Origin of the sequence: Burkholderia cepacia, from assembly GCF_029962485.1 — a bacterium.
Lineage (GTDB): Bacteria > Pseudomonadota > Gammaproteobacteria > Burkholderiales > Burkholderiaceae > Burkholderia.
This window is the reverse complement of the sequence record NZ_CP073637.1, coordinates 1191507-1208948: the sequence shown is the minus strand read 5'-3', so window position 1 is coordinate 1208948 and position 17442 is coordinate 1191507. Positions and strand designations below refer to the sequence as shown.

General features: G+C 67.3%; 11 protein-coding genes and 2 pseudogenes. 6 read left to right on the top strand and 7 right to left on the bottom strand.

The window, feature by feature from the left end:
• The first annotated feature begins 317 nt into the window (after window positions 1-317).
• Complete coding sequence (locus tag KEC55_RS05685; protein WP_089425872.1) at window positions 318-1316, top strand: LLM class flavin-dependent oxidoreductase; 999 nt, start codon at window positions 318-320, stop codon at window positions 1314-1316.
• A gap of 36 nt (window positions 1317-1352) precedes the next feature.
• Here KEC55_RS05685 and KEC55_RS05680 read toward each other — a convergent pair.
• A pseudogene (locus KEC55_RS05680) lies at window positions 1353-2415 on the bottom strand (alpha/beta fold hydrolase).
• 174 nt (window positions 2416-2589) lie between these two features.
• Here KEC55_RS05680 and pdxY point away from each other — a divergent pair.
• The 3 genes from pdxY (at window position 2590) to KEC55_RS05665 (ending at window position 7390) form a co-directional block, all read left to right on the top strand.
• Entirely contained in the window at window positions 2590-3450 is an 861-nt protein-coding gene (gene pdxY, locus KEC55_RS05675) for a pyridoxal kinase PdxY (protein WP_282507086.1), read from the top strand.
• A gap of 273 nt (window positions 3451-3723) precedes the next feature.
• Entirely contained in the window at window positions 3724-5868 is a 2145-nt protein-coding gene (locus KEC55_RS05670; RefSeq protein ID WP_282507085.1) for a phosphocholine-specific phospholipase C, read from the top strand.
• A gap of 373 nt (window positions 5869-6241) precedes the next feature.
• A complete protein-coding gene (locus tag KEC55_RS05665) occupies window positions 6242-7390 on the top strand; it encodes a branched-chain amino acid ABC transporter substrate-binding protein (RefSeq protein WP_176046867.1) in 1149 nt (382 codons plus the stop codon).
• Between the two features lie 112 nt (window positions 7391-7502).
• Here the strand turns inward: KEC55_RS05665 and KEC55_RS05660 are convergent, their stop codons facing one another.
• A complete protein-coding gene (locus KEC55_RS05660) occupies window positions 7503-8252 on the bottom strand; it encodes a FadR/GntR family transcriptional regulator (RefSeq protein ID WP_126360463.1) in 750 nt (249 codons plus the stop codon).
• Between the two features lie 359 nt (window positions 8253-8611).
• Between KEC55_RS05660 and gudD the strand changes: the two genes are divergently transcribed.
• On the top strand, window positions 8612-9964 hold the full coding sequence (gudD, locus tag KEC55_RS05655; protein ID WP_282507084.1) for a glucarate dehydratase: 1353 nt from the start codon (window positions 8612-8614) through the stop codon (window positions 9962-9964).
• Window positions 9965-10182: 218 nt separating this feature from the next.
• On the opposite strand, the gene KEC55_RS05650 is transcribed toward gudD, so the two are convergent.
• The 3 genes from KEC55_RS05650 to KEC55_RS05640 form a co-directional block, all read right to left on the bottom strand.
• Window positions 10183-10647: a DUF2214 family protein gene (locus KEC55_RS05650; RefSeq protein ID WP_282507083.1), complete on the bottom strand. Its 465-nt coding sequence runs from the start codon at window positions 10645-10647 to the stop codon at window positions 10183-10185.
• Between the two features lie 38 nt (window positions 10648-10685).
• Window positions 10686-11495, bottom strand: coding sequence for a hypothetical protein (locus tag KEC55_RS05645; RefSeq protein WP_282507082.1), 810 nt, complete (start codon window positions 11493-11495; stop codon window positions 10686-10688).
• A 237-nt stretch (window positions 11496-11732) separates the two neighbouring features.
• Window positions 11733-12797 carry a glycosyltransferase family 4 protein gene (locus tag KEC55_RS05640; protein WP_027783961.1) on the bottom strand — a complete coding sequence of 355 codons (1065 nt, stop codon included), beginning with the start codon at window positions 12795-12797 and terminating at the stop codon, window positions 11733-11735.
• A 562-nt stretch (window positions 12798-13359) separates the two neighbouring features.
• On the opposite strand from KEC55_RS05640, the pseudogene KEC55_RS05635 reads away from it, so the two are divergent.
• Window positions 13360-15181, top strand: a pseudogene (locus KEC55_RS05635) (ABC transporter ATP-binding protein).
• A gap of 77 nt (window positions 15182-15258) precedes the next feature.
• Here KEC55_RS05635 and otsA read toward each other — a convergent pair.
• Entirely contained in the window at window positions 15259-16647 is a 1389-nt protein-coding gene (gene otsA / locus KEC55_RS05630; protein ID WP_282507081.1) for an alpha,alpha-trehalose-phosphate synthase (UDP-forming), read from the bottom strand.
• Window positions 16644-17396 carry a trehalose-phosphatase gene (gene otsB, locus KEC55_RS05625; protein ID WP_176046862.1) on the bottom strand — a complete coding sequence of 251 codons (753 nt, stop codon included), beginning with the start codon at window positions 17394-17396 and terminating at the stop codon, window positions 16644-16646. Before otsB ends, otsA begins: the two co-directional genes overlap by 4 nt.
• Window positions 17397-17442: the final 46 nt, after the last annotated feature.

Here is a 17442-nt window from a genome sequence, read left to right as displayed (position 1 = left end):
CTGAGTCGTCGACGAACCTTATCGCCACAGCCACGTTCACATTAGCGTAAGCACTTTGCAGGCGTATTGCAGTCTTGAAAATCAAACGTTTCGTGCAAATTTGTATGTCGATGCGGATTCACGCCCAATCGCCGTAAAGATTGGTAATTAATCAGCGATTGGTTTGATTTTTGCAACAATCGAGGTATTCGACCCTGCACCCCTGTAAGGCGCATGGGTATCGGGGCGTCGCCAGCACGTTCCGGAACCCTTTGGCAAAATCCTTGGCATTTGTTGCGTAAGCGCATCACCGCGCTCCCCTATTCGAAGGCCACCCGATGACACCGTTTTCCGTACTCGATCTCGCCCCCATTCCGGCCGGCGCCGACGCCTCGCAAGCGTTCCGTAACACCGTCGATCTCGCGCAGCACGCGGAACGCTGGGGCTACCAGCGCTACTGGCTGGCCGAGCATCACAACATGCCGGGTATCGCGAGTGCGGCCACCGCCGTCGTGATCGGTCATGTCGCGGGCGCGACGCGGACGATCCGCGTGGGCTCGGGCGGCATCATGCTGCCGAACCACGCGCCGCTCGTGATCGCCGAGCAATTCGGCACGCTGGCCTCGCTGTATCCGGGGCGCATCGACCTTGGCCTCGGCCGTGCGCCCGGCACCGACCAGACCACGTCGCGCGCGCTGCGCCGCGACCTGATCGGCAGCGCCGACTCGTTTCCGGACGACGTCGCCGAGCTGCAGCGCTACTTCGCGGAGCCGGTGCCCGGCCAGCGCGTACGCGCGGTGCCCGGCGCCGGGCTCGACGTGCCGGTGTGGCTGCTGGGTTCGAGTTTGTTCAGTGCCCAGCTCGCCGCGATGCTCGGGCTGCCGTTCGCCTTCGCGTCGCACTTCGCGCCGGACTACCTGATGCGCGCGCTCGAGATCTATCGCGCACAGTACCGGCCGTCGGCTGCGTGGCCGAAGCCGCACGCGATGGTCGGCGTCAACGTGTTCGTCGCCGATACCGACGACGAGGCACGGCGCCTGTTTACGTCGCTGCAGCAGCAGTTCATCAACCTGCGGCGCGGCACGCCGGGCAAGCTGCCGCCGCCCGTCGACGTGCTCGAGGCGAACGAGCTCGAGCTCGCGACCGTCGCGCATTCGCTGTCGTTCGCGGCGGTCGGCTCGCGCGACACGGTGCGCGACAAGCTGCGCGACCGCATCGCGCAAACCGGCGCCGACGAGTTGATCGTCACCGCGCAGATCTACGATCACGCCGCGCGGCTGCGCTCGTTCGAACTGACCGCGCAGATTCGCGACGAGCTCGCGAGCGAGGCGCGCTGACGGCACAGCCGCGCGCCGTCGGCGGCGTGCCTCGCGTTACTGCGGGTGCACGGCGTCCAGCCCGTCGAGCAGCGCCTTGTGGAACGCGTCCGGATCCTGGATCTGCGGCGCGTGCCCGAGCGCCGGAAATTCGACGAGCTGTGCGCCGGGGATCGCCGCCTGCGTGCGCTTCGCGAGTTCCGGATAGCGGCCGAGCTTCGCGTGCACGTCGGGCGGCGCAACGTCCTTGCCGATCGCGGTCGTGTCCTTGTCGCCGATCATCAGCAGCGTCGGCACGCGGATCGCGCCGAGTTCGTAGACCACCGGCTGCGTGAGGATCATGTCGTAGATCAGTGCGGAGTTCCACGCGACCGCATCACGCCCGGCGCCGCGATACATGCCGGCCAGCATCTGCACCCAGCGCTCGTACGACGGCAACCACTTGCCCGCGTAATACGTCGCCTGCTCGTAGCGGCGAATGCCGTCGGCCGTCGTCTTCTGCTCGCGCGCATACCAGTAGTCGACCGACAGCGGCGGCACGCCGAGCGCCTTCCAGTCCTCGAGGCCGATCGGGTTCACGAGCACGAGCTGGTCGGTCGCCTTCGGATACATCAGCGCATAGCGGATCGCGAGCATCCCGCCGGTCGAATGGCCGACGATCGTCGCCGACTTCACGCCGACCGATTCGAGCAGCGCGTGGGTGTTGCGCGCGAGTTGCTGGAACGTGTATATAGCGCTCGGGCTTCGACGATTTGCAGAAGCCGATCTGGTCCGGTGCGATCACGCGGTAGCCGGCGCGGCTCAGCACGCCGATCGTATCCTCCCAGGTGGCCGCACAGAAGTTCTTCCCGTGCAGCAGCACGACGGTACGGCCGTTGGGATGCGCGGGCTGCACGTCGAGAAACGCCATCTCGAGCGTTTCGCGCTGCGACACGAACGTGTACAGGTGCACGGGCGCCGGATAGGTGAACCCTTCCAGGCGCGGGCCGTACACGGGCCCGTCGTTGCCGGCGGGCATCGCGGCGACGGCGGCCACGGCAGGCATGGCGCACACGGCGGCGGCCGCACCGAGCACGGCAGCGCGCGCAACGGACAACAACATCTTGCAAATCGAAAGCATGGCGATCACGGTGATTGGAGACGCACGCGGGCAAGCCGGGCCGCCTCGCGCCCCGCGATTCTACGCGGTCGCGCTGACGACGGCGCGCAACACTCCGGTGCGGCGCGACTTCCGCGCGTGCGACGAACTCGGGTATCGTGTGACGTGACCCTGAAACGCGTGCAGGCGATTCCCATGAAAAACGTCCTCAGCATTCAGTCGCACGTCATCTACGGCCATGCCGGCAACAGTGCGGCCGTGTTCCCGATGCAGCGCCTGGGCGTCAACGTCTGGCCGCTCAACACCGTCCAGCTGTCGAATCACATGCAGTACGGCCATTGGGCCGGCAGCGCGATCGATGCCGCGAAGATGGAACAGCTCGTCGACGGGATCGCCGCGATCGGCGCACTCAAGCGCTGCGACGCCGTGCTGTCCGGCTTCCTCGGTTCGCCGCCGCAGGCACGCGCGGCCGTCGAGATCGTCCGCTCGGTGAAGGCGATGAATCCCGACGCATGGTACTTCTGCGATCCCGCGATGGGCCAGACGGGTGGCATCCGGCCCGAGCCCGGCGTCGAGGAATTCATCGTGCAGGAAATGCCGGCGCTCGCGGACGGCATGTCGCCAAACCATACCGAACTGCAGAAGCTCGCCGGGCGGCGCATCGAGACCGTCGCCGAAGCCGTCGACGCGTGCCGCGCGCTGATCCGTCGCGGCCCGCAGATCATCCTCGTCAAGCACCTGCACGACCGCAACAGTCCGGCCGACCGCTTCAACATGCTCGCCGTCACCGAAACCGAAGCGTGGATCGGCCAGCGCCCGCTGTACGCATTTCCGCGCCATCCGGTCGGCGTCGGCGACCTGACCAGTGCGATCTTCGTCGCCTGCCGGCTGCGCGGCGACTCCGTGCGCGCCGCGTTCGAGCACACGCTCGCGGCCGTGCATGCGGTCGTGAAGGCCACCTACGATGCGCGTCGCTACGAACTCGAACTCGTCGCCGCGCAGGACGAGATCGCCCGCCCGAGCGAATGGTTCGGCGCGTGGGTGACCGACGCCTGACGCACCGGTACCGCTGTCCGCTTCACCGGCGTGCCGCACGCGCCGCTTTCTCGCCTCCCCTGCTGCTCCACGACCGCAGCCGCCCTGCGCCCAGATGCTGCTTTGCTGCTGCTTCGCCGCACATGCAAACGTTTCCGGACTTCACATGAATGACACCGATTCCTCGCTATGCTCGCGGCGGCACGAACCGGCGCAGCCGCATCCTGCGCCCGGAGCGCGCCCTTCCCGTAGGTCCCGCCAATCGGCTCCCCCCTTTACCGCACGATAACGACCATGACCCGATCGAACCGTCGTGACTTCCTGCGCGTCGCCGCCGGCACTGCCGGCGCTGCCGCGCTGAACCTGTTTCCGCCCGTGATCCGCGATGCGCTCGCGATTCCCGCGAACCGCCGCACCGGCACCATCCGCGATATCGAACACATCGTGATCCTGATGCAGGAGAACCGTTCGTTCGACCACTACTTCGGCACGATGCGCGGTGTCCGCGGCTTTGGTGACCCGCGCCCGCTGCGCCTCGCGAACGGCAAGTCGGTGTTCCACCAGCCGGTCGGCCCGGCCGAACTGCTGCCGTTCCATCCTGGCGCCGACAAGCTCGGCCTGCAGTTCCTGCAGGACCTGCCGCACGGCTGGCAGGACATGCACGCTGCGTGGAACAAGGGCCGCTACGACCAGTGGGTGCCGAACAAGGGCACCACGACGATGGCGTACCTGAAACGCGACGACATCCCGTTTCACTACCAGCTCGCCGATGCGTTCACGATCTGCGACGCCTACCACTGCGCGATCCCGAGCTCGACCGACCCGAACCGCTACTACATGTGGACGGGCTACGTCGGCAACGACGGCACCGGCGGCGGCCCGGTGCTCGGCAACGAGGAAAAGGGCTACGGCTGGACGACCTATCCGGAAGTGCTCGAACAGGCCGGCGTGTCGTGGAAGATCTACCAGGACGTCGGCACGGGGCTCGACGCGAACGGCTCGTGGGGCTGGACGCAGAACCCGTACATCGGCAACTACGGCGACAACTCGCTGCTCTACTTCAACCAGTACCGCACCGCGCTGCCCGGCACGCCGCTGTACGACAAGGCGCGCACCGGCACCAACATCAGCGCCGGCGGCACGCTGTTCGACGTGCTGCAGCAGGACGTGAAGAACGGCACGTTGCCGCAGGTGTCGTGGATCTGCGCGCCGGAAGCGTATTCCGAGCACCCGAACTGGCCCGCGAACTACGGCGCGTGGTACATCGAGCAGGTGCTGAAGGCGCTCGTGTCGAATCCGGAAGTGTGGAGCAAGACCGCGCTGTTCATCACGTACGACGAAAACGACGGCTTCTTCGACCACGTGCAGCCGCCGTTCGCGCCGCAGTCGCGCGACAACGGGCTGTCGACGGTCGCGACGACCAACGAGGTGTTCGCCGGCGACGCGTCGCACATGGCCGGCCCGTACGGGCTCGGGCCGCGCGTGCCGATGCTCGTCGTGTCGCCGTGGACCAAGGGCGGCTGGGTCTGCTCGCAGACCTTCGATCACACGTCGCTGCTGCAATTCATCGAGGCACGATTCGGCGCGCAATACCCGGTCACGGCCGCCAACGTGTCGCCGTGGCGCCGGACGGTGTGCGGCGACCTGACCGCCGCGTTCGACTTCGCGACGTCCGATGCCGCCTGGCCGACGCTGCCCGACACGAGCAGCTACGCGCCGCCCGACCGCCTGCGTCACCCCGACTACATCCCGGTGCCGCCGGCGCTGCAGAAGCTGCCGAAGCAGGAGGCCGGGCTGCGTCCGGCGCGCGCGCTGCCGTACGAGCTGTTCGTGCACGGCCGCGTCGAATCGGTCAACGGCCTGTTCCGGCTGACCTTCGCGAACACGGGCCGCGCGGGCGCCGCGTTCCAGGTGCAGGCGCGCAACCGCCTCGACGGCCCGTGGGCATACACGGTCGAAGCCGGCAAGCGGATCGCCGACACGTGGAGCGCGGCAGCATCGCTCGGCCTGTACGACCTCGACGTGTATGGCCCGAACGGCTTCTACTGCCATTTCCGCGGCCCGTTCGCGACCGGCATCGGCAGCGCGAACGTGAACCCCGAGGTGGTCTACGGCTATGACGTCGCGAACGGCAACATCACGCTGCGCCTGATGAACCGCGGCCACAAGGCCGTGCGGCTCAAGGTCACGAACGCGTACGGCCACGGCCGCTCGCGCACGTTCGATCTCGCGCCGGGCGCGCACGTCGACGACTACTGGGACCTGCGCGGCAGCCACGGCTGGTACGACCTGACCGTCAGCGACGGCCGGCTGCTCGGGTTCCTGCGCCGCTTCGCGGGCCACGTCGAAACGGGCCGCCCGAGCACCAGCGATCCGCTGATCCGCACGCACGCGTCGCACGACGACACCGAAGCCGCATCGGACGCGCTGTCCGACTGACGGTATCGCCTGCGCGGCGCGGGCCCGACGGGCCGCGCCGCGCTTTTTTTCTCGCTCCGCCTTCCCTCCTCTTCGCCCGTTCAGTCAGCGACGGGAAACTCCTGATACCGGCCAGCTGCGCCAGCGCGGAAGCTATGCGCAAATCCGCACCGAATGCGCGGCAAATTGCCAAGACCCGGGCATATCGGCGACCTATATATCGAGGCGATCGGGGCTCTTCGCAAAGAGCCTGACGGGAGATTGTTCCGAGGATAACGATGCCGACCTCCCCGCCCGATTCCGAGAAGCGGTCGAACCGCCCGCCCGTCGCACGCGCCCGGCCCGCCCGGACGCGCGCGGTACCCACTCGCAGGTGTCGAACAAGAGGAACAACATGAAATTCCGTCATTCCCTGCTGTCGGTGTCGATTGCATCCGCGCTTGCCCTCCTCTCGCAACAGGCCGCTCAAGCTGCCGACGCAACCGATGTGAAGGTCGGCTTCGCCGCGCCGCTCACGGGCGTGAACGCCGGATACGGCAAGGATCTGCAGAACGGCGTGCAACTCGCGCTCGACGATGCGGCCGCGCAGAAGGTGCAGATCGCCGGCAAGCCCGCGCACTTCAATCTCGTCGTGCAGGACGACCAGGCCGACCCTCGCATCGGCGTGCAGGCCGCGCAGGCGCTGGTCGACCAGAACGTGTCGGTCGTGGTCGGTCACTTCAACTCGGGGACGACGATTCCGGCTTCGGTCGTCTACGACAAGTCCGGCATCCCGGTGATCGACCCGGCGGCGACCAACCCGACGCTCACCTCACGCGGGCTCGCGAACATGTTCATGGTGATCGCGACCGACGGCCAGAACGCCGGCAACGCGGGCAAGTACGCGGTCGACGTGACGAAGGCGAAGCGCATCGCGATCATCGACGACCGCACCGCGTTCGGCCAGGGCGAGGCCGACGAGTTCGAGAAGGCCGTGAAGGCCGCCGGCGGGAACATCATCGGCCGCGAGTTCACCAGCAACCAGGCGGTCGACTTCCGCGCGCAAATCACGAGCCTGAAGGGCAAGAATCCCGATCTGATCTTTTTCGGCGGGCTCGACTCGCTCGCCGCGAACTTCATCAAGCAGATGCGCCAGCTCGGGCTGAACGCGCAGTTCGTCGGCGGCGGCGGGGTGAAGGACAACGAGTTCATCAAGATCGCGGGCCCGGCCGCCGAAGGCGCGATGGCCTGGGAGTACGGCCGGCCGCTCGACGAGCTGCCGCAGGGGAAGGATTTCGAACAGCGCTTCAAGAAGCGCTTCGGCGTCGACGTGCTGTCGTATGCGCAGTTCGGCTATGACGCGGCGTGGGCCGCGATCAAGGCGATGCAGGCGGCCGGCTCGACCGACCCGAAGGTCTATCGCCCGGCGCTGAAGAAGATCGACTTCGAAGGCGTCACCGGCCGCATCTCGTTCGCAAACGACGGTTCGCTGAAGAGCGGGATGTCGACGCTGTACCAGGTGAAGAGTGGCGCGTGGAAGACGATCACGACGAAGGGAGGCTGATCGGCTGGCTCGGCGGCCGGCGGCGGGTGCGCCGCCCGGCCGTGCAGATCGATGCAGTCACATCGATCTTGTATGACGACTGATGTTGGGGCGTTTCGACACGCCCCCGCGGTCAGCTGGCCTCGGCTTCGGCCGCTTCGTGCGCGCGACGCAGCCGCTCGCGGCTGTTCGTGAGGTGCGTGCGCATCGCGGCGCGCGCGGCTTCCGGGTCGTGGCGCGCGATCGCTTCGTAGATATCCTCGTGCTCGTGGTTCAGCCGGCCGACGTAGCGCTCGAGGTCGTCGCCGGCGAAGCGTGCCGAATTCACGCGCGTGCGCGGGATGATCGACGTGCCGAGCTGCGTCATGATGTCGACGAAATAGCGGTTGCCGGTCGATTGTGCGATCTGCAGGTGGAACTGGAAGTCGAGCTGCGCGGTGTCGCGCCCGCCGCCCGCCCCCGTCGCGATCGCGTCGAGCGCCCGTCGCAGCGCGGCGAGGTCGGTATCGTTGGCGCGCTGCGCGGCCAGGCTCGCGCACTCGCTCTCGAGGCTGATGCGAAGCTCCAGCACCGCGAGCACGTCGCGCAGCGTCGTGATCGTCGCGGGATCGATGCCGAGCGTCTGCCGGCGCGACGGCTCCAGCACGAAGCTGCCGATACCGTGGCGCGTCTCGACGAGGCCGCTCGCCTGCATCCGCGAGATCGCCTCGCGCACGACCGTGCGGCTTACGCCCTGCGCCGCCATGACTTCGGTTTCGGTCGGCAGCTTGTCGCCGGGACGCAGCGTGCCGTTTTCGATCTGCGCGGTCAGCGCGTCGACGACATCTTGTGCGAGGCTGCGTGCGCGACGGCGCGGCGCTGCGGGAAGCGTAGGCACGGACATGAGGCCGGTTCCTTTTTGAATGATCGTAATGTGAGCCGAGGGTTTACGCGGGGTTTGAGCGAAAGCCGATGATTCATTATACTGCGTCACAAGTCATCCGACGACTGATGATCGGTGCACGGATCTCCTGTTGACTCAAATCGGCATTTCAGCGCCGCCTGGTCCCATGCTTGACGATCAGCCAGCGTTCGCGTTCTGCGCTCTGCCGGTCTCGTTGTCGCTCCCGCCCTGTTCCGGGTTGCTGTCGACATGCGGGCCTTGCGCGCCGCGCACGTCGGTTGTCGAATGATCGCACCTCCCGCCGCGCGCGGCAAAGCTTTTGCCGCACGGCATTGCCCACTCTTTTGCCATCGCCGCCCATGAACGCCGTCACCGCCTCGCCTTCCCACGACACGCCGCGCATCGTCGACCTGCAAGCGATTCCCGTCGCCGGCCACGACAGCATGCTGCTCAACCTGAGCGGCGCGCACGGTCCGTTCTTCACCCGCAACCTCGTGATCCTGAAGGACAGCGCGGGCCGAACCGGCGTCGGTGAAGTGCCGGGCGGCGAAAGCATCCGCCGCACGCTCGACGATGCGCGCGCACTCGTCGTCGGCCAGCCGGTCGGCAATTACCACGCGGTGCTCAACGACGTGCGGCGCACCTTCGCCGATCGCGATTCAAGCGGCCGCGGGCTGCAGACCTTCGACCTGCGCACGACGATCCATGCGGTCACCGCACTCGAAGCCGCGCTGCTCGACCTGCTCGGCCAGCATCTCGGCGTGCCGGTCGCCGCCCTGCTCGGCGAAGGCCAGCAGCGCGAGCGCGTCGAAATGCTCGGCTACCTGTTCTATATCGGCGACCGCACGAAAACCGCACTCGCCTATCGCGACGGCAGCGGCGCGACCGACGACTGGACGCGCGTGCGCGACGAAGCCGCACTGACGCCCGAGGCCGTCGTGCGGCTCGCCGAGGCCGCGCATGCACGCTACGGCTTCAACGACTTCAAGCTGAAGGGCGGCGTGTTCGAAGGCGCACGCGAGATCGAGGCCGTGACGGCGCTCGCCGAACGCTTCCCCGACGCGCGCGTGACGCTCGACCCGAACGGCGCATGGTCGCTCGACGAAGCCGTGCGGCTGTGCCGCGATCAGCATCACGTGCTCGCGTATGCGGAGGATCCGTGCGGCGCGGAGAACGGTTACTCGGGCCGCGAGGTGATGGCCGAATTCCGCCGTGCGACGGGGCTGCCGACGGCGACCAACATGATTGCGACCGACTGGCGGCAGATGGGCCACGCGGTGCAGCTGCAGGCCGTCGACATCCCGCTCGCCGACCCGCACTTCTGGACCATGCAGGGCTCGGTACGCGTCGCGCAGATGTGCCGCGACTGGGGTCTGACGTGGGGTTCGCATTCGAACAACCACTTCGACGTGTCGCTCGCGATGTTCACGCATGTCGCGGCCGCCGCGCCCGGTCAGGTCACGGCGATCGACACGCACTGGATCTGGCAGGACGGCGAACGGCTGACGCGCGAGCCGCTGAAGATCGAGAACGGACTGGTGGAAGTGCCGAAGCGGCCGGGTCTCGGCGTCGACATCGACATGGATGCCGTCGCGGTCGCGCACGAGCTGTACAAGCAGCACGGCCTTGGCGCCCGCGACGATGCAGCGGCCATGCAGTATCTGATTCCGGGGTGGACGTTCAACAACAAACGGCCCTGCCTCGTGCGCTGAGCAAGGGATGAACCGGGCGGCTGGGTCGCCCGGTCGAGCCGGAATCGGGGGAAGCGACGCGGCCCGCACCCGGCTTACGGGTATCTCGCGGAAGATGCTGCGCGGGTCGAACGGGATGCGGACCGGGTGGTGATGGCGGGCCTGGCCGGCCGCATCTACGCGGCCGCACGTGCCCTGCCATACCTAGCTGGCCGCCCCTACCCGGCCATACCTAGTACCTACCCGGCCAGCCCAATCCCCCGCGCCATCCCCGACGCGGCGAACACGATGACGATCACCAGCAGGGCCTGCCAATGGCCGATCCGCACATAAGTGCGCGCCCGGCCGAGATCGGGCATCTGCTGTCGCCGCGCGGCCGCACGCCAGCGGATCAACCCCAGCATCGGCACGACCTCGAGCAGCAGGATCAGCACGAGCGCGGTCATCTTCAGGTGAAAGAGCGGCGCGTGCAGGTAGTACGCGCCGCCCTTCTCGAAACCGCCGAACGCGCGCGTGAGGCCCGTGACGATCAGCACGAGCGCCGATAGCCCCCACGCGGCATCCGCCTTGAATACGCCGGGCAGGTCGGCCGCCTGCGCGGACGCGATGAGCCGGCGCAATGCGCGGTTACGCCCCGCGATCGCGGCAAACGCGACGCCGAATGCACTCAGGTGAATGGCGGCCAGCAACCAGCGGACGATCATCGTGCCTCCTTGTCGCCCGCGCCCGGTGCGCGGGCCTGTCAGACGATCTGCTTGAGTGCCGCGTCGAGCGCGAGCACCGCGACGCGGTCGCCCTCGGTCGCGAGCGGCGCACGCATCACGATCTGCCGGTTATGGCCGACAGCCGCCGGCGAATCCCACAGCAGTTCGACCTTCGGCCGATTGAACAGGCTGCCGCGACGCGGCGGTACGACGGCCGGCTGCGCGTCCGCCGCGCCCTGCCCGTTCGGCGCGGCAGCCTTGCGGCCCGGCCAGCGCACCGACAGCTCACGTGCGTCGTACTGGCCGACCTTGCGGCTTTCCATCCAGACGATCGCGGTGCGCGTCAGCACGTCGAGTGAAATCGCATACCGGCCGACCGCGAAGCGGCGGGCAGCCACGTTGGTGCGCCACAGCGGGCGCGGACGGCAGATCCAGACGATTGCCGCGTAGAGCGCCGGCGCGGCGACGAGCCAGCCGTTGGTCGCTGTCACCGCATGCAGCGCGTGGCGCCAGCCGGCTACCCACGCGTACATGCCGATCGACCAGACCGCGAACAGGAAACCGATCAGCGCGAAGACGCGCAGCGCCTGACGCAGCCACTGCGGCAGCGGATGGAACGGCCGCTCGGCGCGCGCGACGGCGCCCGGCAGCGCGAGCAGCAGGAAGATCAGCACTAGGTAGACGAACGCCCACGGCGACGACACCATCGCGGACAGCGACGAGCGATAGCCCATCTGGGACATCGAGAACAGCCAGCGCGCGAGCAGCACGAGACCGATCGCACGCAACGCGAAGATCACACCGGCGCCGGGGGCCGGCGCTGCGCGCGTGGTTTTCGTTCTCGCCAAGACTGCTCTCCTCTGGGTATGTGTACAGGGCCGGATTTCACGGCACGGCCATTATAGGGACATTACCGTCTGGACAGACGGCCGGATGGCGTGCCGGGCCGCTTCGGGGGCCGTTCACGGCGCCGGGCGCGGCGAGAATACAACACATCCGCACCGCGGATGTGACAACGCCCCGCCGGAAAACCCGGACGGGGCGTCGATGAAGGCCGCACGCCGCAGCGCGGCAGCGGCCCGCGATCAGCTTGCGTTGACTTCGCGGAGCACCGTGCGGCGCTTCTGGCGCAGCAGTTCCTCGTAGCCCTTCACGTAGTTCTGCGCCATCACCTTCGACGAGAAACGTGCTTCGAACGCGGCGCGAACCTTCTCGCGCGGCAGCGTATCGAGGCGCTTGAGCGCCGCGACGGCCGACAGTTCGTCTTCGACGACGAAGCCCGACACGCCATTGTCGATCACTTCGGGCACCGAGCCGCGCTTGAACGCGATCACCGGCGTGCCGCATGCCATCGCCTCGATCATCACCAGGCCGAAGGGCTCCGGCCAGTCGATCGGGAACAGCAGCGCATGTGCGTTGCCGAGGAATTCGGCCTTTTCCGACTCGCTGATTTCGCCGATGTACTCGACGTGCGGCAGCGCGAACAGCGGCTTGATCTTCTCTTCGTAGTACGCGCGATCAGCCTTGTCGAGCTTCGCGGCGATCTTGATCGGCAGGCCGGCCTGTTCGGCGATGCGGATCGCCGTATCGACGCGCTTCTCCGGCGAGATGCGGCCGAGGAACGCCAGGTAGCTCGGCTTCACGTTCGGGATCGGCGTCAGCAGGTTTTCCGGCAGGCCGTGGTACACGGTCGACAGCCAGTTCGCCTGCGGCAGCGGGATGCGCTGGTTGTCGGAGATCGACACGACCGGCACGTCGCTGAATGCATTGAAGATCGGCTGCAGTTCCGGCAGGTCGAGACGGCCGTGCATCGTCGTCAGATGCGGGACCGGCTGGCGCGAAAACAGCGAGAACGGGTAGTAGTCGATGTGGCAGTGCAGGACATCGAACTCTTCCGCGCGGCGGCGCACCTGCTCGAGGAGCAGCATGTGCGGCGCCATCACGTCGCGGATCGTCGGGTCGAGGCGCAGCGCCTGCGGCCAGCACGCTTCGAGCTTCGCGGAAGTTTGCGAATCGCCGCTCGCGAAGAGCGTGACGTCATGCCCCATCTCGACAAGTGCTTCGGTGAGGTAGGACACCACTCGCTCGGTACCACCGTACAGTTTCGGGGGCACCGCTTCGTGCAACGGAGCGATTTGGGCGATTCGCATGCGTAACTCCTAAAAAATCGGCTAAAAACCAGGTATGGGTCGGCAACCTGCCGGCGGTCCGGGCTGGATGCATTTCGTCCGAAGATCGGACGAATCAGCCTGCCGGGGGCGTCGAACCCGCGCTGCTCAAGGAGCGTCGGCGACGCGACAGGCATAGAACGTTTGAAACGAAGACCCGTTGACAGGGGTTCGTAAAAAACCTGGAATCGAACCCGGAGCCGATTATCTAGGGTTAATCCCGATACGGCGCACAACATTTCAAACACTTTACTTTGTTACAAAGGCGCAACACTTTGCAACCCGCGGACTTGGGTGTCCGTTCTAGAGTGGAAGGCCCTTTTGGCGATCCTGGTCACCCGTGGCTGCCGGCAGCGTGATTCCGGCACATGAGGCAGACGGGATGCCGGATTTTATCTCAAAATCGATCGCGAGCCGTGGTCAAGGCAAGATTCGCGCAGCGCGACGCACGGCCTTGTTTACAATGCCGGATTATTCAGTCCGGGCGAACGCCGGCATGCGATCCAGCCGCAACGCTCAATCACCGAATCACCGCACGCATATTTTGGAATCTCTCACCCCCGCCCAGCGCAACGCCCACAACGCGGAGCTGTCGAGCTACGCGCACCGGCCGATCGCGTTCCTGTTCCGCTACATCCGTCTCCACCCCGTCGCGCACCTCATCGTGTTCTGCAGCGTGCTGGCCGCCGTCGGCTGCGCGCTCGGCTCGCAATATGCGATCAAGCACCTGATCGACGTACTCGCGACCGGGCGCCATCACCCGGGCCCGCTGTGGAGCGCGTTCGCGCTGCTCGTCGGGCTGATCGCGGCCGACAACCTGCTGTGGCGCGTCGGCGGCTGGGTCGCCGCGCACACGTTCGTCGCGGTGACCGGCGACCTGCGGCGCGACCTGTTCCAGTACCTGATCGGCCATTCGCCGACGTATTACTCGGAGAAGCAGCCGGGCACGCTCGCGAGCCGCATCACGGCCACGTCGAACGCGGTCTACACGTCCGAGAACACGATGGCGTGGAACGTGCTGCCGCCGTGCATCGCGGTGATGGGCGCGATCCTGATGATCATCGTCGTCAATCCGCTGATGGCCGCCGGCCTGCTCGGCTGTTCGGCCGTGCTGTCCGTCATCCTGTTCAAGCTCGCCGGGCGTGGCTCGGCCCGTCATCATGCGTTCGCGGCGAAGGCTGCGGCGGTCGACGGCGAGCTCGTCGACGTGATCGGCAACATGGGCCTCGTGCGCGCGTTCGGGATGACGGTGCGCGAACAGAAGCGCTTCGGCGCGACGGTCAAGGCCGAGATGGACGCGCGCCAGCAAAGCCTGCTCTATCTTGAAAAGCTGCGCCTGCTGCACGCGGTGATCACCGCGATGCTGTCAGCCGGCCTGCTCGGCTGGGCGCTGTGGCTGTGGGATCAGGGCCGCGCGACGTCGGGCGACATCGTGCTCGTCAGTTCGCTCGGGCTTCACGATCCTGCACGGCACGCGCGACCTCGCGGTCGCGCTCGTCGACGTCACGCAGCACGTCGCACGGTTGTCCGAAGCCGTGAAGACGCTGCTCGAGCCGCACGGGATGCCGGACCGCTCCGACGCGCAGCCGCTGTCGGCCACGGGCGGCCGCGTCGACTTCGAGCGCGTGACGTTCGCGTATCCGCGCGCGATCCTCGACCACTTCGACCTCCATATCGAACCGGGCCAGCGCGTCGGCCTGATCGGCAAGTCGGGCGCCGGCAAGTCGACCGTGCTAGCGCTGCTCCAGCGCTTCTACGATACGCAGGACGGCGTCGTGAAGGTCGACGGCCAGGACGTGAAGACGATCACGCAGGACAGCCTGCGCCATGCGATCGCGCTCGTGCCGCAGGACATCTCGCTGCTGCACCGGACGATCTACGACAACATCGCGTACGGCCGCCCCGAAGCGACCCGCGACGAAGTGCTCGCCGCCGCGCGCGACGCGCGCTGCGCGGAGTTCATCGAGGCGATGCCGGAAGGCTATGACACGATCGTCGGCGATCGCGGCGTCAAGCTGTCGGGCGGTCAGCGCCAGCGCATCGCGATTGCACGCGCGATCCTGAAGGATGCGCCGATCCTGCTGCTCGACGAAGCGACGTCGGCGCTCGACAGCGCGTCCGAGGAAGCGATCCAGAGCGCGCTCGACCGCCTGATGGTCGGCCGCACGGTGATCGCGATCGCTCACCGCCTGTCGACGCTGCGCAACTTCGACCGGATCATCGTGATGAGCAGCGGCAAGGTGATCGACGACGGCCCGCCCGAGGTGCTGCGCAACCGCCCCGGCCTGTACCGCGATCTCCTCGCGAAACAGCACGGCCGCCATCATGCGGACGGCAACACGCCGACCGGCGAGCGCGTGGCCTGACGCGCCCGCGCGCAGCCGACAAAAAAGCCGCGGTGCATCACGCACCGCGGCTTTTTTATTGCACCGGCAGCAGCCGGTCAAGCGTGCTGCAGATCGCGCAGGAAGTTGTCACGCCATACCGACACGTTGTTCTCGCGCAGCTGCGCGATCATGTCCGTGTAGCGCGCGCGCCGCTCGGCGAGCGGCATCGTCAGCGCCTGCGACAGCGCATCGGCCATCCCGTCGATGTCGATCGGATTGACGATCAGCGCGCCCGTCAGCTCGCGCGCGGCGCCCGCGAAACGCGACAGCACGAGCACGCCCGGATCGTCCGGATTCTGCGCGGACACATACTCCTTCGCGACGAGGTTCATCCCGTCGCGCAGCGGCGTCACGAAGCCCACGCGCGCGAGCCGGTACAACGCGGCCAGCACCTGGCGATCGTACTGGCGGTGAATGTAGAGAATCGGCGCCCAGTCGAGCTCCGCGTAGCGCCCGTTGATGCGCCCCGACTCCGCTTCGAGCTGCAGCCGGATGTCCTGGTACGCGCGCAGGTCCGCGCGCGTCGACGGTGCGATCTGCAGGAACGACACGCGGTTGCGGATCGACGCCTGGTGCTCGAGCAGCTTCTCGAAGGCACGGAAGCGCTCGACGAGCCCCTTCGAATAGTCGAGCCGATCGACGCTCATGATCAGCTGCCGCCCGCGCAGCGACGTCGCGAGCGTGCGCACGGCCTTGCCGTGCTCGCCCGCCTGCGCGAGCGACGCAATCTCGTCCGGATACACGCCGATCGGATAGGCGGCTGCGTGCAGCGTCTGGCCGAACGCGCGCACGCGCACCGTGTTGTGCCCGTTGCGCTCGACTTCGCCGCCCGCCTCGAACTCGACGTAGTCGCAGAATGCGCGCAAGTCGGATTCGGTCTGGAAGCCGAGCAGATCGAACGCGCACAGCGACTCGACGAGCTCGCGGTGCGGCGGTACGTTGACGAGCACCTGCGCGGCCGGAAACGGGATATGCAGGAAGAAGCCGATCCGGTTCTTCACGCCGGCATCACGCAGCGCACGCGCGAACGGGATCAGGTGATAGTCGTGCACCCAGATCACGTCGTCGTCCTGCAGCAGCGGCACGAGCTGCTGCGCGAGCCACACGTTGACGCGACGGTAACCGTCGAATTCGTGGCGGTCGTACTGGATCAGGTCCGCGCGGTAATGGAACGCGGGCCACAGCGTCGCGTTCGAGAAACCACGGTAGTACTGGTCGTAATCGCGACGCGACAGCCCGACGGTCGCGAACGTCACGGGCCCGCGCTCCTCGATGCGGATCTGCGGCTGCGGCGCGCCGGACGCGACGACCTCGCCGCTCCAGCCGAACCACATGCCGCCCGTCTCCTTCAGCGCGTCGTAGACGCCGATCGCCAGGCCGCCCGCAGCCGGTTCGCCTTCCGAAATCGGCGCGACGCGGTTTGAAACGATGATGAGCCGGCTCATGCGTGCGGCTGCCCCGCGCCAAGCCAGCACGCGATCTGCTCATGCAGCGCGTCGACCGAATCGAGCCGCATGCGGGCCGACGTCTCGCCCGCGCCGACCTTGATCGACAGGCCGCCGCGCGCGTTGACCACCGAAAAGCCCTTCTCGTCGGTCAGGTCGTCGCCCGCGAACAGCGGCACGCGGCCGGCGAACGGCGGTTCGTCGAGGAACGCGGCCAGTGCGCGCCCCTTGTCGACGCCCTTCGGCTTGATCTCGAACACCATCTTGCCGGGCTGCAGCACATACGCGTCGGCATAGTCGGCCACGAGACGCTCGGCCGCTTCGCGCGCGACCGCCTCGCGCTCGGGCGCATTGCGAAAGTGCAGCGCGACGGCCGCGCCCTTGATTTCGAGCAGCATGCCCGGATAACGGTCGACGACACCCGCCAGCTCGCGTTCGATGCGCAGCAGGCGTTCGTCGTTGAAGCCGATGCGCTGCGTGTCGCCGTTCGCATCGCGGCGCTCCGCACCGTGCAAGCCGGCGATCGGCAGGCCCGGCATCTTCAGGAACGTGTCGAGATTGTCGATACCGCGCCCCGACACGATCGCGACAGCACCGTGCGAGCGGCGGCGCAGCTCGTCGAGCAGCGTCAGCAGCGACGGCGGAACATGAATGCTGTCGGGAGTCGGCGCGAGTTCGACGAGCGTGCCGTCGAAGTCGAAGAAGAACGCGGTATCGGTCAGGGACAGGGAAGCCGGAACGGATTGCATCGATTCGATAGTCTGAGGGGCGGCCGGCAAACGCAGGCCGCCGCTG